Annotated in this window: 13 protein-coding genes; 8 read left to right on the top strand and 5 right to left on the bottom strand. The window is 61.4% G+C overall.

Annotated elements, in window-relative coordinates; all coding sequences use genetic code 11:
* Positions 1-131 precede the first annotated feature (131 nt).
* The 3 genes from mgtA to AB4N43_RS26175 all read right to left on the bottom strand — a co-directional run bounded on the left by mgtA (position 132) and on the right by AB4N43_RS26175 (position 5,207).
* Positions 132-2,834 (bottom strand): magnesium-translocating P-type ATPase, encoded by a 2,703-nt coding sequence (gene mgtA, locus AB4N43_RS26185; RefSeq protein ID WP_460152210.1) that lies wholly within the window; start codon positions 2,832-2,834, stop codon positions 132-134.
* Positions 2,835-3,253: 419 nt separating this feature from the next.
* A complete protein-coding gene (locus tag AB4N43_RS26180; RefSeq protein WP_460152208.1) occupies positions 3,254-4,591 on the bottom strand; it encodes a lysine N(6)-hydroxylase/L-ornithine N(5)-oxygenase family protein in 1,338 nt (445 codons plus the stop codon).
* A 133-nt stretch (positions 4,592-4,724) separates the two neighbouring features.
* On the bottom strand, positions 4,725-5,207 hold the full coding sequence (locus AB4N43_RS26175) for a sigma-70 family RNA polymerase sigma factor (protein ID WP_027925489.1): 483 nt from the start codon (positions 5,205-5,207) through the stop codon (positions 4,725-4,727).
* A gap of 301 nt (positions 5,208-5,508) precedes the next feature.
* On the opposite strand from AB4N43_RS26175, the gene AB4N43_RS26170 reads away from it, so the two are divergent.
* Genes AB4N43_RS26170 through AB4N43_RS26160 form a run of 3 tightly spaced genes read left to right on the top strand, consistent with a single transcriptional unit; the run spans position 5,509 to position 10,057 of the window.
* Entirely contained in the window at positions 5,509-6,681 is a 1,173-nt protein-coding gene (locus AB4N43_RS26170) for an efflux RND transporter periplasmic adaptor subunit (protein ID WP_460152206.1), read from the top strand.
* Positions 6,682-8,655 (top strand): MacB family efflux pump subunit, encoded by a 1,974-nt coding sequence (locus AB4N43_RS26165; protein WP_059182451.1) that lies wholly within the window; start codon positions 6,682-6,684, stop codon positions 8,653-8,655.
* A gap of 7 nt (positions 8,656-8,662) precedes the next feature.
* The gene (locus AB4N43_RS26160) at positions 8,663-10,057 is read left to right on the top strand and encodes an efflux transporter outer membrane subunit (protein ID WP_059182450.1); all 1,395 of its coding nucleotides are present in this window, start codon (positions 8,663-8,665) and stop codon (positions 10,055-10,057) included.
* 137 nt (positions 10,058-10,194) lie between these two features.
* On the opposite strand, the gene pvdP is transcribed toward AB4N43_RS26160, so the two are convergent.
* Complete coding sequence (gene pvdP / locus AB4N43_RS26155; RefSeq protein ID WP_027925493.1) at positions 10,195-11,823, bottom strand: pyoverdine maturation tyrosinase PvdP; 1,629 nt, start codon at positions 11,821-11,823, stop codon at positions 10,195-10,197.
* Positions 11,824-12,069: 246 nt separating this feature from the next.
* Between pvdP and pvdM the strand changes: the two genes are divergently transcribed.
* From pvdM to AB4N43_RS26130, 5 genes are all read left to right on the top strand, one after another.
* Positions 12,070-13,419 (top strand): pyoverdine-tailoring dipeptidase-like protein PvdM, encoded by a 1,350-nt coding sequence (pvdM, locus tag AB4N43_RS26150; protein WP_027925494.1) that lies wholly within the window; start codon positions 12,070-12,072, stop codon positions 13,417-13,419.
* Positions 13,420-13,449: 30 nt separating this feature from the next.
* Positions 13,450-14,730: a pyoverdine-tailoring periplasmic protein PvdN gene (pvdN, locus tag AB4N43_RS26145; RefSeq protein WP_460152203.1), complete on the top strand. Its 1,281-nt coding sequence runs from the start codon at positions 13,450-13,452 to the stop codon at positions 14,728-14,730.
* Between the two features lie 58 nt (positions 14,731-14,788).
* Positions 14,789-15,655 (top strand): dihydropyoverdine dehydrogenase, encoded by an 867-nt coding sequence (pvdO, locus tag AB4N43_RS26140; RefSeq protein ID WP_027925496.1) that lies wholly within the window; start codon positions 14,789-14,791, stop codon positions 15,653-15,655.
* A gap of 116 nt (positions 15,656-15,771) precedes the next feature.
* Positions 15,772-17,421, top strand: a complete 1,650-nt coding sequence (locus tag AB4N43_RS26135) for a cyclic peptide export ABC transporter (protein WP_460152201.1) — start codon at positions 15,772-15,774, stop codon at positions 17,419-17,421.
* Positions 17,422-17,608: 187 nt separating this feature from the next.
* A complete protein-coding gene (locus AB4N43_RS26130) occupies positions 17,609-20,086 on the top strand; it encodes a TonB-dependent siderophore receptor (RefSeq protein WP_027925498.1) in 2,478 nt (825 codons plus the stop codon).
* Between the two features lie 220 nt (positions 20,087-20,306).
* Here the strand turns inward: AB4N43_RS26130 and AB4N43_RS26125 are convergent, their stop codons facing one another.
* Entirely contained in the window at positions 20,307-21,263 is a 957-nt protein-coding gene (locus AB4N43_RS26125) for an alpha/beta hydrolase (protein WP_027925499.1), read from the bottom strand.
* Between the last annotated feature and the right edge of the window lie 46 nt (positions 21,264-21,309).

The raw sequence follows: 21,309 nt of genomic DNA, 5'->3' as shown, positions 1-21,309 counted from the left end.
AGGCTACGGAAGCTTGGTACCGGTTTATGTAGGACTTTTCCTAAATGCTCGCTCACACTTTCTGATTTTTACGAGGGTTCACGGCTGGATCCGCCCCCCTCGCCTCCGGGATAGCGTCACAACCAGACGATTTACTGCCAGCCAAACCGCCGAATGTAGAACCCTTTCACCGCCTGCGTCAGCGCCATGTACGCCAGCAGAATCACCGGCAGAAACACGAAGTACATCGATGGCAGTGCCTGGAGTTTGAAGTAGTGCGCCAGCGGCCCCATCGGCAGGAAAATGCCGACCGCCATGATGATCCCGGTCATCACCATCAACGGCATCGCGGCGCGGCTTTGCAGGAACGGGATTTTCGGGGTGCGGATCATGTGCACGATCAGCGTCTGGGTCAGCAGTCCGACCACGAACCATCCGGACTGGAACAACGTCTGGTGGTCCGGGGTATTGGCGTCGAACACGTACCACATCAAGGCAAACGTGGTGATGTCGAAGATCGAGCTGATCGGCCCGAAGAACAGCATGAAGCGCCCGACATCCGCCGGTTGCCAGCGCTGTGGTTGCTTGAGCATTTCTGCATCGACGTGATCGAACGGGATGGCGATCTGCGAAATGTCGTAGAGCAGGTTCTGCACCAGCAGGTGCATGGGCAGCATCGGCAGGAACGGGATGAACGCACTGGCCACCAGCACCGAGAACACGTTGCCGAAGTTCGAACTGGCGGTCATTTTGATGTACTTGAGCATGTTGGCGAAGGTGCGGCGCCCTTCCAGTACGCCCTCCTCCAGCACCATCAGGCTTTTTTCCAGCAAGATGATGTCGGCCGCTTCCTTGGCGATGTCGACGGCGCTGTCCACCGAAATACCGATGTCGGCGGTGCGCAGGGCCGGGGCGTCGTTGATGCCGTCACCCATGAACCCGACCACGTGGCCGTTGCCCTTGAGCAGGCGCACGATGCGCTCCTTGTGCGACGGCGTGAGTTTGGCGAAGACGTTGGTGGTCTCCACCGCCACGGCCAGTTGGGCGTCACTCATGCGCTCAATGTCGTTGCCCATCAGCAGCCCCTGCTGTTCCAGACCGACTTCGCGGCAGATTTTCGCGGTCACCAGTTCGTTGTCACCGGTCAGTACTTTTACCGCCACACCGTGAGCCGCCAGCGCTTTGAGGGCCGGTGCGGTGCTTTCCTTGGGTGGGTCGAGAAACGCCACGTAACCGATCAGCGTCAGCTCCTGTTCATCGGCCAGGCTGTAAGTGTCACGGCCTTCGATCATTGGCCGCGCAGCCACCGCGACGACTCGCAGGCCTTCGGCGTTGAACGTCGCCGTCACCTGGCGAATCCGCGCCAGCAATTCATCGCTGAGCGCCTCATCAACGACGCCGTGGCGTACCCGCGTGCACACCGCCAGCACTTCCTCCACCGCGCCTTTACAGATCAGCAGATGAGCATGCTCGCGCTCGGCGACCACCACCGACATGCGCCGGCGGGTGAAGTCGAACGGGATCTCGTCGATCTTGCGAAACGCTGTGCCGACCTTGAGTTCACGGTGGATTTCCACGTGTTCGAGCACCGCAACGTCCAGCAGGTTTTTCAGGCCGGTCTGGTAGTAGCTGTTGAGGTACGCCATTTCCAGCACGTCATCGGAGTCATTGCCCCAGACGTCGACGTTGCGCGCGAGGAAGATTTTGTCCTGGGTCAGGGTGCCGGTCTTGTCGGTGCACAGCACGTCCATGGCGCCGAAGTTCTGGATCGCATCCAGACGCTTGACGATGACTTTTTTGCGCGACAGAAATACCGCGCCTTTGGCCAACGTCGAGGTGACGATCATGGGCAGCATTTCCGGGGTCAGGCCCACGGCAATCGACAACGCGAACAGCAGCGCCTGGGTCCAGTCGCCCTTGGTGAAACCGTTGATGAACAACACCAGCGGCGCCATCACGAACATGAAGCGGATCAGCAACCAGCTGACTTTGTTGACCCCGGTCTGAAACGACGTCGGCGCACGATCAGTGGCACCCACTCGCTGCGCCAGCGCACCGAAATACGTGTCGTTGCCGGTGGTGAGAATCACCGCCATCGCCGTGCCGGACACCACGTTGGTGCCCATGAACAGAATGTTGTCGAGGTCCAGCGGGTTACGGGTGTCGTTATCTTGCTGGCGCGGAAATTTTTCCACCGGCATCGATTCGCCGGTCATCGCCGCCTGACTGACGAACAGGTCCTTGGCGCTGAGCACCCGGCAATCGGCGGGAATCATGTCGCCGGCCGAAAGCACGATCAGGTCGCCCGGCACCAACTGTTTGATCGGCAACTCGATGCGCTGTGCGTCGCGGCGCAGGACTGTCGCGGTGTTGCTCACCATCGCCTTCAGCGCGTCGGCGGCCTGGTTGGATTTGGTTTCCTGCCAGAACCGCAGCAATGTCGAGAGCACCACCATGGAGAAAATCACGATGGCGGCTTTCATGTCCTCGGTCAGCCACGAGATGACCGCGAGCAACGTCAGCAGCAGGTTGAACGGGTTTTTGTAGCAGTGCCACAGGTGCGTCCACCACGGCAGCGGTTGTTCATGCTCGACCTCGTTGAGGCCGAAACGCTCGCGCAGGGCGTCGGCTTCCTCCTCGCTCAGGCCATCGGTGTGCGTGCCGAGTCTTTCCAGCAATTGGCCGGTGTCGCTGCTGGCGGCGCCCACCAGGGTTTGCGCCAGCGTCGGCGGTACTTCACGGCTGACCGTGGTGTCGGTGAAGGTTTCCAGCAGCGCCAGACGACGGAAGTGCCGGGCGATGTGGCGGGTGCGCAGGAATCCGGCAAAGAATTCCTTGAGCAGGGTCAGGTTCATGGCGTTGCCCCCAGGGTCAGCCGGGAAACCTTCGAGCAGGCGTGTCGAGTCGCTGCGATGACGACCAGGCAGGCGCCATCACACGAGAGTGTGTCGATGAGAGGACATCGGGTCGTGCCAGGACTGGCTCGACCGGGAGGCCGCTGCTCGCTGTACGGCGAGACAACGGCACAAAAAAGCTGCGCGTTATCTTGCCGAGAAGGTGCCGGTTACTGAAACCGGCCGACTACTGTCACTCGAACAAGTACCCACTGTGGGTCTCCGCTATTGATGAAAACGCGCGAAGCTTACGCCGCGATTTATGCAGAGTAAACGAAGGAACAGTGTGCGGTGGGGGAATCGCGGGGTTCTTCAGGAAGGGTTCAGGATTGCTGCGCAGATCATTCCCACGCTCCGCGTGGGAACGATCGCAGTGAGAGTCAGCTGGCAGTCGCCAGTAGCAAATCCACCACCGACCGGCTGTGCCCGCGGTTCTTGCCATGCTCATACAACGAACCGGCAATCTCGTCCGCCCGAATTGGCAGGATCGACAACAGCGTGTCGCTCAACCCATGGCTCGCCTGGCAGAAGCCCTGCATATAGATGCCGGCCTTGCAGCGCTCGTCAGTGATCAGCTTATAGTTGCGATCCACTTCAAAATCACCCAGGTACTGCTCCAGCGGCGCCAGCAATTTGCGGTGCATCTGCCGCTCGTAACCGGTGGCCAAGACCACGGCGTCGTAGAGACGAACCGTGACTTCACCCGTGGCGTTGTTGCGCACGGCCAACTCGATACCGTGTTCAGTGGCCGTGGCTTTTTCAATCGTGGTCAATGTGCGGAACGCGTGACGGGCAATGCCCGATACTTTCTGGCGATAGAAGATGCCGTAGATGCGTTCGATCAGATCGATGTCCACCACCGAATAATTGGTGTTGTGGTACTCGTTGACCAGACGTTCACGCTCGCTGTGGGCTTGCTGGAACACCAGGTCGGTGAACTCCGGCGAGAACACTTCGTTGACGAACGGGCTGTCATCCGCCGGTTTCAGTGCCGAGCCGCGCAGGATCATGTCGACCTGCACCGAGGGGAAGCTGTCGTTCAGATCGATGAACGCTTCCGCCGCGCTCTGCCCGCCGCCGATGATGGCGATGCTCATAGGCTGGTTGTTCACGCACGGTTGCGTGGCCATTTGCGCCAGGTACTGCGAGTGGTGGAACACGCGTCCGTCATCCTTCAGCGCCTTGAACGCTTGCGGAATGCGCGGCGTACCGCCGGCGCTGACCACCACCGAACGGGTGGTGCGCACGTGCTGCTGACCTTGGGCGTCGCGCGAGATCACCCGCAGCGCTTCGACCTGCTGGCTGTGCACCACCGGTTCGATGGTCAGCACTTCTTCGCCGTAACGGCTCTGCGATTCAAATTGCGCAGCGACCCAGCGCAGGTAGTCGTTGTACTCCATGCGGCACGGATAAAAGGTGCCCAGGTTGATGAAGTCCACCAGGCGACCGTGATGCTTGAGGTAGTTGACGAAGGAATACGGGCTGGTCGGATTGCGCAGCGTCACCAGGTCCTTGAGGAACGAGATCTGCAATTCGCTCTGAGCCACCAGGGTGTTGCCGTGCCAGCGGTAGTCCGCCTGCTTGTCGAGAAACAGAACATCCAGCTCGCCCTGGCGTGGCCCGCGCTCTTGCAAAGCGATGGCCAGCGCGAGGTTCGAAGGGCCGAAACCGACGCCGATCAGGTCGTGAACGATGGGCGATGCAATTGCCTGTGTCATTTCCAGTGTCCTCTGGATGAACCCCTCAACCGATGGGGAGTAAGCCTAAGTGACCTGACCGGCCTTGGGCAGGACAGCAGGTCGTCTGTTGAGTAGGAACGAGGACAGTGAAATAAAATTTAATCAGCGGGGATCAATGGGCGTCCCACTGACGCATCCGCACCCGGCAATGCTTCATCGCATTGACGATATGCTTTTCCACCAAGGCCCGCGAAATGCCCAGCTGTTCGGCGATCTCCGGGTGCGACAGGCCCTCGATCTTGCGCAACAGAAAACTCTCGCGACACAGCCGTGGCAGCTCCGCCAGGGCACGCTGGAGCATTTGCAGGCGCTGGCCGTGATCGAGGCAGTTGTGCGGAGATGGCGTGAAGTAGCGTTCTTCGGTGTCGAGCACGTCCAGCGACTCGACCTGACGCAGGGCATTGCGCCGATGGTCGTCGATCACCAGATTGAGCGCGGTGCGGTACAGAAACGCCCGGGGCTGTTCGATGGGCGTGTCGCTGGAACGCTCCAGAACCCGCACATACGCGTCATGCACCACATCTTCGGCCACCTGACGGTTGCCTAGCTTGGCGTTCAGGAAACACACCAGCTCGCGATAGTAGTTTTCCAACATGACTCCCGGCCGCACGGGTGCGGTTTCTGTCCTTGAGCCCCCTCGTCGACCGCCGACATAGGCAGTGGCACGATAGTGGCAGTTCGAGATGCGTAATTTATAGTAATTCTCATATAGATTTAAAGTATTGCTTGTCCTTGCCGCACAAATAGTCCTGAGCTACAGGTGTAACCCTATGTGTCCGCACCTAAATTCCCCGCACCATTCCTCGTTTACAGGACAGCTCCCCGTCTCTGTCGGCTGTCGCTGTTAGCTGCGCGCAGGTTGAACGACGGGCCGATACCCATGGCCGGAACCCTGCATGAAACGTCCCCGACACACCCGACGCGCCCTGCTTGTAGCACTTAGTCTGATCCCCGTTATCGCCGTCGCCGCGTGGCAAATCATTCCGCCCGGCCGCGACAGGTTCGCCACCGTGTCCGTCAGCCGCGGCGACATCGAAAGCAGCGTCACCGCGTTGGGCACCCTGCAACCCCGGCGATATGTCGACGTCGGTGCCCAGGCCTCCGGGCAGATCCACAAGATTCATGTGGAGGTCGGTGACGTGGTCAAGGAAGGCCAGTTGCTGGTGGAAATCGATCCGTCCACGCAACAGGCCAAACTCGACGCAGGGCGTTTCTCCATCGAAAACCTCAAGGCTCAGCTCCAGGAGCAACGGGCCCTGCACGAACTCGCGCGGCAGAAATACCAGCGTCAGCAGAACCTCAAGGTCGGTGGCGCCACCCGCGAAGAGGACGTGCAAACCGCGCAAGCTGAACGGCGATCCACACAGGCGCGTATCGACATGTTCCACGCGCAGATCCGTCAGGCCGAAGCCAGCCTGCGCAGCGATCAGGCCGAACTCGGTTACACGCGAATCTATGCGCCCATGTCCGGAACGATCGTCGCCCTCGACGCCCGGGTCGGCCAGACGCTGAACGCACAGCAACAAACGCCGCTGATTCTGCGCATTGCCAAACTGTCGCCGATGACCGTGTGGGCCGAAGTCTCGGAAGCCGATATCGGCCACGTCAAACCCGGCATGAATGCCTGGTTCACCACCTTAAGCGGTGGCAATCGTCGCTGGAGCAGCACGGTGCGGCAGATTCTGCCCGTACCGCCCAAGCCACTCGACCAGACCAGCCAGGGTGGCGGCAGCCCAGCCAGTTCGAGCAAAAGCGGCAGTGCCCGCGTGGTGTTGTACACCGTGTTGCTCGACGTCGATAACGCCGACAACGCGCTGATGGCCGAGATGACGACGCAGGTGTTTTTCGTGGCCGACCAGGCCAAAAACGTCCTCACCGCGCCCATTGCCGCGTTGCAAAGTGGCGCGGAACCGGACACCCAGACCGCACACGTCGTGGCCAAAAACGGCAGCATCGAGTCGCGTCAAGTGCGCACCGGCATCAGTGATCGCCTGCGCGTGCAAATCCTCGATGGCCTGCGCGAAGGCGATCACCTGCTGATCGGCCCGGCTGACGGGAGTGGCGGCTGAATGCAGACGCCCCTGATCGATCTGCACGAGATTCGCAAAGCCTACGGCGGCGGCGATTCTCCGGAAGTGCATGTGTTGCGCGGCATCGACCTGTCGATTCATGCCGGCGAGTTCGTGGCGATTGTCGGCGCCTCCGGGTCCGGCAAGTCGACACTGATGAACATCCTCGGCTGCCTCGACCGCCCGACGTCGGGCGAATACCGCTTCGCCGGGGAAAACGTCGCCGGGCTCGACAGTGACGAACTGGCCTGGTTGCGCCGTGAAGCCTTCGGTTTTGTGTTTCAGGGGTATCACCTGATCCCCTCCGGCTCGGCCCAGGAAAACGTCGAGATGCCGGCCATCTACGCCGGCTTGCCGGCCGCCGAGCGCCACGTCCGCGCCGCTGCCCTGCTCGACCGTCTCGGTCTGGCCTCGCGCACCGGCAATCGTCCGCATCAACTCTCCGGTGGCCAGCAACAACGGGTGTCTATCGCCCGCGCCTTGATGAACGGCGGTCATATCATCCTTGCCGACGAACCCACCGGCGCCCTCGACAGCCACAGCGGCGCCGAGGTCATGACCCTGCTCGATGAACTGGCGAGCCAGGGTCATGTGGTGATCCTGATCACCCACGACCGCGAAGTCGCGGCTCGGGCCAAGCGCATCATCGAAATCCGCGACGGCCTGATCATCAGCGACAGCGCCCGCGATAACCCTCAAGCCCAGACCTCAGCCAACCCCGGTGCGTTGCAAGCCGTGGACTTGCGCAAGCGTCTGAGCGAAGGTGCCGAAGCCACCGGCGCGTGGAAAGGCGAACTGATTGACGCGGTGCAAGCGGCGTGGCGGGTGATGTGGATCAACCGCTTCCGCACCGCGCTGACGCTGCTCGGGATCATCATCGGCGTGGCCTCGGTGGTGGTGATGCTCGCCGTCGGCGAAGGCAGCAAGCGCCAGGTCATGGCGCAGATGGGCGCCTTCGGTTCGAACATCATTTACCTCAGCGGCTCGGCGCCGAACCCGCGCACCGCGCCGGGCATCGTCACCCTCGATGACGTCGCGGCGGTGGCCAGCCTGCCGCAAGTGATGCGGATCATGCCGGTCAACGGCCAGGAAGCCGGGGTGCGCTTCGGCAACCTCGACCACTTGAGTTACGTCGGCGGCAACGACACCCACTTCCCGGCGATCTTCAACTGGCCGGTGGTCGAAGGCAGCTACTTCACCGACGCCGATGAGCGAAACGCCGCGGCAGTCGCCGTGATCGGCCACAAGGTACGGAGCAAATTGCTCAAGGACGTGGCCAACCCGATTGGCCAATACATCCTGATCGAAAACGTGCCGTTTCAGGTGGTCGGCGTGCTCGCGGAAAAAGGCGCCAGCTCCGGCGACTCCGACAGCGACGACCGCATCGCCATCCCCTACTCCGCCGCCAGCGTGCGGCTGTTCGGCACGCATAATCCGGAATACGTGGCCATCGCCGCCGCAGACGCGCGCAAGGTCAAAGATACCGAGAGAGCCATCGAGCAGTTGATGCTGCGCCTGCACAACGGCAAGAAGGATTTCGAACTGACCAACAACGCGGCGATGATCCAGGCCGAGGCGCGCACGCAAAACACCCTGTCGCTGATGCTCGGCTCGATTGCTGCGATTTCCTTGCTGGTGGGCGGTATCGGCGTGATGAACATCATGCTGATGACCGTGCGCGAACGCACACGGGAGATTGGTATCCGCATGGCCACCGGCGCCCGGCAGCGCGACATTCTGCGCCAGTTTCTGACCGAGGCCGTGATGCTCTCGGTGGTCGGCGGGCTGGCCGGGATTGCCCTGGCGCTGATCGTCGGCGGTGTGCTGATTCTCAGTGAAGTCGCTGTCGCGTTTTCCTTGATAGCGGTGCTCGGCGCCTTCGGCTGCGCCCTGGTCACCGGTGTTGTCTTCGGCTTCATGCCGGCCCGCAAAGCTGCCCGACTCGACCCGGTCACGGCCCTTACCAGTGAATGATTTCTCCATGAAGCCGCCATTAAGTCTGTTGACGCTCTGCCTGTTGCTCAGCGCGTGCGGCACACCCGCCCAACGCCCCGACGCCGGTATCGAGCCACCCGTTTCCTGGCAATCGCCGCACACCCAAGACGCCGCGCGCAGCAACCCGCAATGGTGGACGCAGTTCGGCAGCCCGCAGCTGGATCAACTGGTCGAACAGGCGCGGGTCGGCAGTTTCGATCTGGCCGCGGCCATCGCCCGCGTGCGTCAGGCCCAGGCCGAAACGGTGGTGGCCGGCGGTTCGCAACTGCCGGAGGTCAAGGCGGGTTTGAATGCCAACCGCCAGAAACTGCTGCGCGGCAGCGGCTACAGCCAACTGGATGCCGACAGCGACAACAGCGCCGTGGACTACTTCAACGCCAACCTCAGCGCCAGCTACGAAATCGATTTCTGGGGCGGCCAACGTGCGTCCCGCGACAGCGCGCAATTTGCTTTGCAGGCCAGCCAGTTCGATCAGGCAACGGTGGAACTGACGCTGCTCAGCAGTGTTGCCAGCGGCTACGCGCAAACCCTGTCGCTGCGTGAACAGAGCCGCATCGCCGAGTTGAACCTGGCGAATGCGCAAAACGTGTTGAAGCTGGTGCAGACGCGGTTTGACTCAGGCTCGGCGACCGCGCTGGAACTGGCTCAGCAGAAAAGCCTGGTCGCCGCGCAACAACGGCAATTGCCGCTGGTGCAGCAACAGGCGCAGGACGCGTCGATCAGTCTTGCCGCCCTGCTCGGCCGACCGGTTCAGGCGCTGGCATTGGGTCAGGAACACTTTGATCAGCTGTCATGGCCGACCATCGGCGCCGGCCTGCCCAGCGAACTGATCAGCCGTCGCCCAGACATTGCCCGTGCCGAGGCGCAACTGGCGGCGGCGCAGGCGGACGTCACCGTGGCCCGCGCCGCGATGTTGCCCACCGTGACGTTGAGCGGCGAAATCGGCTCGGGCGCGGATCGCGCGTCGGACATTCTGCGCAGTCCGTTCTATAACCTCACCGCCGGATTGCTGGCGCCCGTGTTCAACAACGGACGCTTGGGCGCCGAGCGCGACAAGGCCACGGCCCGCCAGGAGGAACTGCTGGAGACCTATCGCGGCGCGATCATCAACGGTTTCGCCGACGTGGAAAAAGCACTGAACAGCATTCGCGGGCTGGATGAACAGCGGCAATGGCAAGGTGAAGAACTGAAGCAGGCGCAGACCGCATTCGATATTGCGCAACGTCGCTATCAGGCTGGGGCCGAGGGTTTGCTGACGGTACTGGAGACGCAACGCACGCTGTATGCGGCGCAGGATTTGAATGTGCAACTGCGGTTGTCGCGGTTGCAGGCGAGTATTGCGCTGTACAAGGCGCTGGGTGGAGGGTGGCAGGTTTTGTGATGTTGAGTGTCAGTGAGTCCGCCATCGCGGGCAAGCCCGGCTCCCACAGATTTTATGTGTGCCGCATGTTTTGGACACGACGCATAACCTGTGGGAGCCGGGCTTGCCCGCGATGAACGATAACGCGGACTAACTGATTAACTGGTAACCGGCTTAGCCTTCAAATGCCGCGCATACCAGGGCCGCTGCGGCACTTTCCTGAACAAGTCCGCGAGCTTCGTCTCATCCTCGCCAAACGTTATCCGCAGCGCCATCTTCATGGTTTCCGGGTCCATCTCCACCGACTTGCCCGCCTGCAACCCCGGCGTTGTATTGCAACCGTGGGTGCTCGGCCCCAGCCACGGGTCATCGACCTCTACCCACCGCCCTGGCGCAAACCACGCCACGCCGCTCACCTCGAGTCGTCTCACCTCCCCCGGATGAAAACGCTCATGCGCGCGAAACCAGTCCTCCAGTCGATCATCGATCCAGCCATGGAAATGCCAGAACACCGGGTTCACATGGGACGAAAACGGATCGCCGAGAAAGTCGTTTTCCGGCGCAAACCAGCGTGCAGAGAAGTCTGATGGATCCCGGGCGAACGGCACCGGATGGCCGTTGGACGGATCACGCGGCACCGAGGCCCAGCGCATGTGCAGCCAGTCGTGCAGGCCCAATTCAACCTCTGAACCGAACTGACCCAGGGTCAGCTTCGACAGGTAACGCGGGTCGCGGTAGCGCGACTCCCAGACCTGGAAGTTGCTGTGATAGGTCTCGGCGGTCTTGATGTCACTGACCCATTGCGAATAGTCGGCATCGTCGTCGGCCAGCCAGGTCGGCGGCAGCGCGGTGCCGTCGTGGTTGTCGCAGTACTGGGCGAAGCCGATGCGGTCACGGGCCAGTTCCGGTTGCGGTAACGGGAAGTGCTGCCACGACGGCAGGTCCTGCATCGACCGCGCCGTACCGAGCATATGCCGGTGCATGAAGAAAAAATCCACGCCCGACCCGTTGCGATCCTTGCGCGCACCGCGAGCATCGCGCTCCTTGTCTCGCGGACCTGGCTGCCAACCGAGGCCGCGCAAGGCATTGCGCTTGTCTTCGGCCAGGGTGTGCCATTTGTCCCGCGAGGCATGCCAGAGCTGGTGAAACAGCCGATGCTCGGGGGAGATCAGCCAAGCCAACAATGGCGCATTGAGCCCGGTGCGTTCGCGGGCTTCGGGGAAAACCCGTTTGACCGCGACGAAGCGGTTGTCCTGCGCGGTCATCATCAGCGGCCGATCGAGGTTCAATACGCGACCGCTGAGGGTGCCGCTGCCGGCATTGCCGAACCCGGCCCAGACTTCGTCCAGGGTCATGCTGAATTCGTAATCGGAGGTGCCGTTGGCTGCGTCGGCACTGACCAGCCGCCAACTCAATTGCGCCGCGTTGGCATCGGCCAGATCGCCGAGCACCCGGTAGCGCGGTGTTTCGTTTGAACGCAAACGCTCGGCCGTGTCGAGGAACCCGATCAGGCCGCGTCCTTTGTGGCCGACGTCAAGAAACACTTCCAGACCGTCGCGAGGCAACCCTTCGATCCCGGCGTCACGCCCTTCGAAACGAATCTGCCAGACGCCCCGCAGCGTGTCCGCCAGCCGCTGGCCGGCGACATCCGCCACCTCAAATGAGGCTTCGCCGGGGGTGATCGTCGGATCCGGTTTCGTCCATTCGCGATGCCCATAAAAAACCGCAGGCACGGCAGCGCCGGTCAGCACCAGGCCCGCCATGAACCCTCGTCGAGAAATCGTCATTGCCCTACCTGTGTCAGCCATGAAGCAGGCTTTATCCAAGCTAGAACGTTCGCCCCCTCCGAAAATTTAAAAGCATCGCGAGCAAGCTCGGTCCCACTGTGGTTCTGCGGTGTTCACAAAATCCCTGTGGGAGCGAGCTCGCTCGCGATGAGGCCATCAGCCGCCCTAAATTTCCAACGGCATCACTCGTCCATCCCAGATAGCAAAGCCCCCCACACCGGGGCAACGAACCTGACTGAGATGAACATGAAAAAACCACGTTCAAAAAAGGCGCTGTACCTCGGCTTGCCCCTGGCGCTGGCCATCAGCGCCGGTGGCGGCTATGCCGTCTGGGATCACTGGTTCAAGGACAACCCAGGCTACCCGGTCAAGGTGATGCAACAGGCCGATGAACTGCAAACGCGCATCCTCTCCTTCGACAGCCACGTCACCGTGCCGCTGGACTTCGGCACCGCCGGTAATGAAGCCGACAAGGATGGCAGCGGCCAATTCGACCTGGTCAAGACCGGACGCGGACGCCTGTCCGGCGCGGCCCTGACCATCTTCGGCTGGCCGGAAATCTGGAACGGCGCCAACGCCCCGCACCGCCCCACCGCCGGTTTCGTCGACGAAGCCCGGTTCGAGCAGGAAACCCGCTACAAAATCATCAGCGCCATGGTTCGCGATTTCCCCAACCAGGTCGCCATCGCCTACACCCCCGACGATTTCCGGCGCCTGCATGGCGAAGGCAAGTTCGCGGTGTTCATGAGCATGCTCAACGCCTACCCGCTGGGCAACGACCTCAATGCACTGGACACGTGGGCCGCCCGTGGCATGCGCATGTTCGGCTTCAGTTACGTGGGCAACAACGCCTGGGCCGACTCGTCACGACCGCTGCCGTTTTTCAATGATTCGCGCGATGCCCTCGGTGGCCTGTCGAACATCGGCAAACAAGCCGTGCACCGCCTCAACGACCTCGGCGTGATCATCGATGTCTCGCAGATGTCGACCAAGGCCCTGGAGCAAGTCGCGCAACTGAGCCGCACGCCGATGGTCGCCTCGCACTCGGCGCCACGTGCGCTGGTGGACATCCCGCGCAACCTCAGCGACCAGGAAATGCAGCTGATCAAGAACAGCGGCGGCGTGGTGCAGATTGTCGGCTTCCCGACCTACATCCGCCCCTTGAGCCAAACCACCCAGGACAAACTCAACGCCCTGCGCGCCCGCTTCGACCTGCAACCGTTGCAAGGCCTGGAAATGGCGCTGATGCCCGGCGACCCGGTGATCACTGTCTGGTCCGAGCAGCGCTTCGGCGAGTACGCCAGCCAGCTCTACGCGATTGTCGACGAAGAACCGAAAGCCACGCTCAAGGACTACGGCGATGCGATTGATTACGCGGTGAAGAAAATCGGCATCGACCATGTCGGCATCAGCTCCGACTTCAACGACGGCGGCGGCCTGGATGGCTGGAAGGATGTCAGCGAAGCGCGCAACGTCACGGCCGAGCTGATCAGTCGCGGCTACAGCGAGGCCGATATCGCCAAGCTGTGGGGCGGCAATTTCCTGCGGGTCTGGGACCAGGTGCAGAAGGCTTCCCGGCCGATGGCGAACAACTGAATCCCCTTTGCAAAAAAGCGAACCTTGCTGATGACCAACCGTCGTTCATTCCTCAAGCAGGCCGGGATTCTCGCGGCTGGCCTGCCCCTGAGCAGCGCTGTGATGTTGCCGGCACGGGCTGCCACGACGCAGCCGCTGGCCAAGGACAAGTGGGCGCAATTGCGCCAGCTGTTCGATCAGGACCCGGACTATTTGCACTTCGCCAACTTTCTGGTGACATCGCACCCGCGACCGGTGCGTGAGGCCATCGAACGACACCGCGCCAACCTCGACCGCAACCCCGGCCGGGCGATGGACTGGGACCTCGGTGAAACGGAAAAACGCGAACAGGACGTGCGCGTCTGGGCCGGGCGTTACCTCAAGTCCAAGCCTGAGCAGATCGCCCTCACCGGCAGCACCACCGAAGGCTTGTCGCTGATCTACGGTGGCATTCATGTGCGCGCGGATCAGGAAATCCTCACCACCGAGCACGAACATTACGCCACGAACTATGCGCTGGATTACCGCCAGCAAAAGGACGGGGTCAAGGTGCGCAAGCTCAAGCTGTTCGAGAACAGCCGCGACGTGTCCGTCGACGAAGTGCTCGGTTCCATCGCCAAAGGCATCCGCCCACACACTCGCGTGCTGGGCATGACCTGGGTGCAATCTGGCAGTGGTGTGAAACTGCCGATTGGCGAGATTGGCAAATTGGTGGAAGAACAGAACCGCAACCGCGACGACAAGGACCGCCTTCTGTATGTGGTCGACGGCGTGCACGGTTTTGGCGTCGAAGACCTCGACTTCCCCAACATGCACTGCGACTTCTTCATCGCCGGTACTCACAAATGGATGTTCGGCCCGCGCGGCACCGGGATCATTTGCGCCCGTTCCGCCGAGCTCAAGGACGTCACGCCGACCATTCCGACGTTCTCCGAAGCCACGACCTTCTCGACGATCATGACCCCCGGCGGTTATCACAGCTTTGAACACCGCTGGGCGCTGGACGAGGCGTTCAAGTTGCATCTGCAGCTGGGCAAGGCCGAGGTGCAGGCGCGGATTCATGCACTCAATACCTATGCGAAAAACCGCTTGCTGGAAAACCCGCAGATCGAACTGGTCACGCCAAAGAGCCCGGACCTGTCGGCCGGTTTCACCTTCTTCCGGATCAAGGACCGCGACTGCGAAAAAGTCGCCGCCTGGTTGATGGAAAACCGCGTGGTCTGCGACTCGGTGGAGCGCGATGTCGGCCCGGTGATCCGGATTGCGCCTGGTTTGCTCAACACCGAAGACCAGATCGACCGTTTCATAACCCTGCTGAACAAAACCGCATGACGCCATGACTCCTACATTGGTCGTGGCGTGACACCCGTTTTTTATATCGAGACGACTCATGAACCGAGATCATTTGACCCTGCCGTTCAAGGCCCTGGCCCTGGCCGCACTTATGATCGGAGGCGCCCAGGCCGCCACCGCATCGCCACCTGGCAAAGTATTCAAGGACTGCCGCGACTGCCCGGAAATGGTGGTACTGCCCGCCGGCACCTTCACCATGGGCACACCGGACGATGAAATCGGCCGCGAACCCGACGAAGGCCCGATGCACGACGTGACCTTCGCCAAGCCGTTCGCCATGAGCCGCTTCCAGGTCACCGCCGGCGAATGGGACAGTTACGTGCGCGAGAGCGGCGTGATCATTGCCAATGGCGATACCCGGCCGGGCCGCGAGTGCGTGGCCAGCAAGCCGCGTTATCCGCAAACACCGCGCCAGCCGGCGGTATGCATGAACTTCGACGACGTTAAAAACTACGTCGCCTGGCTGTCGAAAAAAACCGGGCAGAACTACCACATGGTCAGCGAAGCCCAACGGGAATACGCCGCGCGGGGCGGCACCAAGGGCCCATTCCCCTTCCCGTTCGATGAGGGCAAGGCCTACAGCATCGCCAAACACGCCAACACCTACGGCCCGGCAGACGGTTACAGCTACAGCTCGCCCGTGGGCAGCTACCCGCCGAACACCTTTGGCATGTACGACATGCACGGCAACGTGTACGAATGGGTCGAAGACTGCGAACACCCGGACTACGTCGGTGCCCCCACCGATGGCAGCGCGTGGGTTGAGGCCAACTGCGAAGCCGTGCGCATACGCGGTAATGACTGGGGTGAAGCGCCAGTGTTCTCGCGCTCGGGCAACCGCAATAGCCAGTACCCGCAAGAGCGCGGGGACTGGATCGGCTTTCGCGTGGTGCGTGACCTCTAAGAGCCACTGAAATCCCCTGTAGGAGTGTGGCGGCCATCAGTCGGTGGTCGCTAAATTAAGCCTTCGATCAGACGTTCTACTGGGTATCTGCCTTTCCACCCAAGGAACCGTCCTCCATGACCCAGCCTCCCCGTGGCGCCATCGGCGAATTGTTCGCCCTGTTGAAACCCTTTCGGCTGATCGTCGCCGCGTCCATTTTCCTGGGCATGGTCGGCGGCTTGAGCGTCACGATCTTGCTGGCGACCATCAACAACGCCCTGCATTCGGACACCGGCCTGACTCAGGGCGTGGTCGCGCTGTTCGCCGGCCTGTGCCTGCTGGCGCTGCTGAGTTCGATCTGCTCCGACATCGGCACCAACTACGTTGGCCAGCACATCATCGCCAAGCTGCGTAAACAGCTGGGCGAAAAGGTCCTGTCGGCGCCCATCGAGCAGATCGAGCGCTACCGCAGCCACCGGCTGATCCCGGTGCTGACCCACGACGTCGACACCATCAGCGACTTCGCTTTCGCCTTCGCCCCGCTGGCGATTTCGGTGACCGTGACCCTCGGCTGCATGGGTTACCTGGCGATCCTGTCGTGGCCGATGTTCCTGATCATGGTCGCCGCCATCCTGATCGGCACGGCGATTCAGGCCTATGCCCAGAGCAAAGGCGTGCAGGGTTTCATGGCTGCCCGCGACGCTGAAGATGAACTGCAAAAGCACTACAACGCGATTGCCGAAGGCGCCAAGGAACTGCGCATCCATCGCCCGCGCCGCCAGCGCATGTTCGTCTCGGGCATCAAGGCCACCGCCGAGTTCATCTGCAACACCCAGGTGCGTTCGATCAACACCTTCGTGATCGCCAAGACCTTTGGCTCGATGCTGTTTTTCGTGGTGATCGGCCTGGCGCTGGCACTGCAAACCTTCTGGCCGAGCGCCGATAAAACCGTGATGAGCGGTTTCGTGCTGGTGTTGCTGTACATGAAAGGCCCGCTGGAACACTTGATCAGCACCCTGCCGATTGTCAGCCGGGCGCAGATTGCTTTTCGCCGTATTGCCGAGTTGTCCGAGCAGTTTTCCACCCCGGAACCGCATCTGCTGCTGAGTGATCAGGGCCAGGTCAAACGAGTCGTGCACGAACTGAAGCTGGCCGATGTGCGTTTCGCTTTCCCGGCCGTTGAAGGGGCGGCGCCGTTCCAGCTCGGGCCGGTCAACCTGACGATCAAGCAAGGCGACATCACCTTTATCGTCGGCGAGAACGGTTGCGGCAAGACCACATTGATCAAGTTGCTGCTGGGTCTGTACACGCCGCAGCAGGGTGAAATCAGCGTCAACGGCGAGGCCATCGACGCGCAAAATCGCGATGACTATCGCCAGTTGTTCACCACGATTTTCGCCGACTACTACCTGTTCGATGACGTGGTCCAGGGCGATACGCACATCCCCGAAGACGCCAACCAATACCTGCAAAGGCTGGAGATCGCGCACAAGGTCAGCGTCAAGGACGGCAACTTCACCACCACCGACCTCTCCACCGGCCAGCGCAAACGCCTGGCGCTGGTCAATGCGTGGCTGGAGGAACGTCCAGTGTTGGTGTTCGATGAATGGGCGGCGGATCAGGACCCGACCTTCCGCCGAATCTTCTACACCGAGCTGCTGCCGGACCTCAAACGCCTGGGCAAGACCATCATCGTGATTTCCCACGATGACCGCTATTTCGATGTCGCCGATCAACTGGTGCGCATGGATAGCGGCCGGGTGGTCACCGAACTCGCCCCTGCCTGAAAGCCCCCTAGAGACCACCCCAGCGGCTACAGACCGCATCGGAGCATGACGGGCGTTTTCGCCCAGTTTCATCTTTCTGACATTTATTTCTCAGGTTTCTTTCCGGTTTTACGTCCACGCCCCGTCTTAATAATCATTCTTATTAACAATAACTTTGCACCACACTTTTCAGGAGCTCAGGTAAGTAATGCGACCTCAACCACGCCGCACACCTCTCGCGCTGGCCGTACAGCGCCCGACTTTGCATCGCACCCTGTTTACAAGCGTATTGCTGACCGCCACCTTGCTGGGGAGCTCGATGGCCAATGCTGCACCTGTAAAAGTGAATATTGCCGTCCAGCCGCTTTCCAATGCGCTGACCGAACTGGGCATGCAGACCAATCTGCAGATCCTCTACAGCCCGGATCAGGTGGCCGGCATCAAGTCCCGTGCGGTGTCCGGTTCGCTGGAACCGTCTGATGCCCTGAAGGCATTGCTGCAAGGCTCCGGCATTTCGTTCCAGATCAACGGCAACACCGTGACCCTGATGTCCGGTGGCGGTTCGGGCCTGCAACTGGGCGCGACCACCATTTCCGGCCAGGCCCTGGGCCTGACCACGGAAGACACCGGCTCGTACACCACCGGCGCCACCGCCTCCGCGACCGGGCTGCCACTGAGCATTCGTGAAACCCCGCAATCGGTCACCGTGGTGACGCGTCAACAGATGGACGATCGCGGTGTACAGAGTGTGTCTGACGCCTTGCGCAACACCCCCGGCGTCACGATGCAGAAGTACGACAGTGACCGCACCGAGTTTTCCGCCCGTGGCTTTGCCATCACCAACTTCCAGTACGACGGCGTCAACATTCCCTACGACGGCGTGTACGGTGAAAACCCGAACAACGGCGACGACGCGGCCAGCCTCGACCGCATCGAAGTCGTCAAAGGCGCTACCGGCCTGATGACCGGCGCGGGCGACCCGTCGGCCACCGTCAACCTGATCCGCAAGAAACCGACCAAGGAATTCAAGGCCTCGGTCAGCGCCACCGCCGGCTCCTGGGACAATTACCGCACCGAGGGCGACATCTCCGGTTCACTGACCGATACCGGCAACGTACGGGGTCGCTTCGTCGGCGCCTACCAGGACAAAGACTCGTACATCGACCACTACAGCCAGAAAAAAGACCTCTTCTACGGCATCATCGAAGCCGATCTGACGGACGACACCTTGCTGACGTTTGGCATCGACAAGTCCAGTGTCACTCCACGCGGCAGCACCTGGACCGGTAACGCACCGTACTTCACCGACGGCAGCCGTACCGACTTCTCGCGCAGCTTCAACCCGGGTGCCGACTGGAGCCGCCGCGATTTCGACAGCACGACTTACTTCGCGTCGCTTGAACAAGCGCTGGCCAATGGCTGGAAATTCAAGGCCAGCTTCGACCAGAAAACCACCGATCACGACACCCAACTGGCCTCGGCCAGCGGTGGCTCCGCAGACCCTGTCACGGGCGAAGGCAACTTCCTGTACTGGGGTCGCTGGGAAGGTCATCGCGTGCAGAACTCCGGTGACGTGAACATCTCCGGCCCGTTCTCGCTGGGTGGTCGCGAGCATGAACTGGTCGCCGGTTTCATGGCGGCCCACTCGCGCCAGACCGGTGCGACCTACGACACCAGCGCGTTTGAACTGGTGCCGGGCAGCATCTTCGACTGGAACGGTCACCTGCCGAAACAGGAGTTCCCGAAAAACGGCAAGTACGAACGCACCCAAAGCCAGAACGGTATCTACATGGCCACGCGCCTGCGTCCGACCGACGACCTGTCGTTCATCCTCGGCGGCCGTTTGAGCACCTTCAAGTACAACGAAGACTACTCGTACTATCCGGGGGCAACCCTGACCGACACCCATGCCAGCTACAAGGAACATGGCGTTGTCACGCCGTACGCCGGTGTGGTCTATGACCTGAACGATACGTACTCGGTGTATGCCAGCTACACCAAGATCTACCAGCCACAAATCTACCTGGACGCAAGCGGTTCGACCCTCGACCCGGTTGAAGGCGACAGCTACGAGACGGGGCTGAAAGCGGCTTACTTCGAAGGCAAGCTGAACGCCACCTTTGCCTTGTTCCAGATCAATCAGGACAACGTTGCCCAGTATGTCACCACCGACGTCGGCACCGGTCGAGACGTCTATGAAGCCATCTCCGGCGCCACCACCAAAGGTGTCGAAATGGAACTGGCCGGCGAACTGGCCGAGGGCTGGAACCTGTCGGCCGGCTACACCTACGCCCGCACCCGCGACAAGGATGAGCAACGTATCTACGGGTTCCCGCTGGCCTCCAGCAAACCGGAACACGTCGTGCGCACCTTCACCACCTACCGCCTGCCGGGCGCGCTGGATCAGTTCACCGTCGGTGGTGGCATCAGCTGGCAAAGCGCGTTCTACGGCCAGAGCTACAGCCCGAACGTGGGTAATGGCGAAGGTGGCAACACCCTGCTCAAGCAAGGCGGCTACACCCTCGTCGACCTGATGACCCGCTACCAGTACGACGAGCACCTGAGCTTCACCGCCAATGCCAACAACGTCTTCGACAAGAAGTACATGTCTGGCCTGGGTAACTTCGGTACGACGTTCTACGGCGAGCCGCGCAACCTGCAGATCACGGCGAAGTATGATTTCTGAGGGGTGAGCTGAAATGAAAAATGCCCGTGTCGTGAGATGCGGGTATTTTTTTGGCCATGATTTATGGTGAGTCTGATGACGCTATCGCGAGCAAGCTCGCTCCCACAGTGGACCGGTGTGAACACAGATTATTTGTCCACTGAAGATCCCTGTGGGAGCGAGCTTGCTCGCGATGGCGATAGTCGCTTCACCAAAAAACCATCAAGCCCGACACAAAATATCAAACCCGGGAGCGCACCCACCCCGCCACTTCCGCATGAATCCCCTCAACCTCCCCCAACAACCCCGCCATGCGCATAAAGTCATGGGTCATCCCAGGCTGTTCCAGCAACGTCACCTCATTCCCCGCCGCACGCAACAGGTCGGCATAGGCCAGCCCTTCATCATGCAGCGGATCATGCCCGGCCAAGTACACCAGCGCCGGTGCCACGCCGGATAAATCCGCCGCCAGCAACGGCGAGCAGCGCCAGTCCGAAAGGTCCTGCGGCGTGCGCCCGTAATGCGCGTAGAACCAATCGAGTGTTGGCGTTTCCAGCAGATAACCCTCAGCGAAATCCCGATGCGAGGCACGCTGGGTCGTCGCCTCCGTCACCGGGTACAGCAACACCTGCGCCTTGGGTTTCAACGCCAGCTCCTCAGGCTCACGCACCGCCATGATCGCCAACACCGTGGCCAATGTCGCGCCCACGCTGTCACCGACCAATGCCACCCGATGGGCATCCAGCCCTCGTGCCGCGCCTTCACGCACCAGCCAGTTGCCAGCGTCGCAGGCATCCTGCACGGGCGTCGGGAAACGCCATTCCGGTGCCAGTCGATAATCCACGGTCAGCAACGCAAAACCGCCCTGGGAGGCCAGGCGTCGGCACAACGCATCATGGGAATCGAGACTGCCGACCACATAGCCGCCGCCATGGAAATACAACACCACCGGTTGCATGCCCTCGACCGTTTGCCCGTCGCGATACAAGCGCGCCGACAGGCTATGACCGTCGCGGGCAGGAATGGTGAAATTTTCACAGACCACGGTTTCCAGCGGCACGTCGAGAAACGCCGACGACGCTTCAAAATCGATCCGTGCCTGTTGTGCTGACAGCTCATGCATCGCGCGGCTTTTGCCGGTCATCCGGCTGAACTCGGCGAGTTCGAGAAATGCTTCAAGTTCTGGCAATACGGCCATGGAATGAGTCCTTTAAACAGAGAGATCAATAATCGAACCTGGACAT

This window comes from Pseudomonas sp. S2_B07 (assembly GCF_054668435.1).
This window is presented reverse-complemented; position numbering and strand designations above follow the sequence as displayed.

Coding starts and splice junctions, on each gene's coding strand:
- AB4N43_RS26180 (WP_460152208.1), bottom strand. CDS start 4,591: ATGACACAGGCAATTGCATCGCCCATCGTTCACGACCTGATCGGCGTC.
- pvdO (WP_027925496.1), top strand. CDS start 14,789: ATGAACCGAGATCATTTGACCCTGCCGTTCAAGGCCCTGGCCCTGGCC.
- AB4N43_RS26130 (WP_027925498.1), top strand. CDS start 17,609: ATGCGACCTCAACCACGCCGCACACCTCTCGCGCTGGCCGTACAGCGC.
- AB4N43_RS26165 (WP_059182451.1), top strand. CDS start 6,682: ATGCAGACGCCCCTGATCGATCTGCACGAGATTCGCAAAGCCTACGGC.
- AB4N43_RS26135 (WP_460152201.1), top strand. CDS start 15,772: ATGACCCAGCCTCCCCGTGGCGCCATCGGCGAATTGTTCGCCCTGTTG.
- AB4N43_RS26170 (WP_460152206.1), top strand. CDS start 5,509: ATGAAACGTCCCCGACACACCCGACGCGCCCTGCTTGTAGCACTTAGT.
- pvdM (WP_027925494.1), top strand. CDS start 12,070: ATGAAAAAACCACGTTCAAAAAAGGCGCTGTACCTCGGCTTGCCCCTG.
- pvdP (WP_027925493.1), bottom strand. CDS start 11,823: ATGACGATTTCTCGACGAGGGTTCATGGCGGGCCTGGTGCTGACCGGC.
- AB4N43_RS26160 (WP_059182450.1), top strand. CDS start 8,663: ATGAAGCCGCCATTAAGTCTGTTGACGCTCTGCCTGTTGCTCAGCGCG.
- AB4N43_RS26175 (WP_027925489.1), bottom strand. CDS start 5,207: ATGTTGGAAAACTACTATCGCGAGCTGGTGTGTTTCCTGAACGCCAAG.
- pvdN (WP_460152203.1), top strand. CDS start 13,450: ATGACCAACCGTCGTTCATTCCTCAAGCAGGCCGGGATTCTCGCGGCT.
- mgtA (WP_460152210.1), bottom strand. CDS start 2,834: ATGAACCTGACCCTGCTCAAGGAATTCTTTGCCGGATTCCTGCGCACC.
- AB4N43_RS26125 (WP_027925499.1), bottom strand. CDS start 21,263: ATGGCCGTATTGCCAGAACTTGAAGCATTTCTCGAACTCGCCGAGTTC.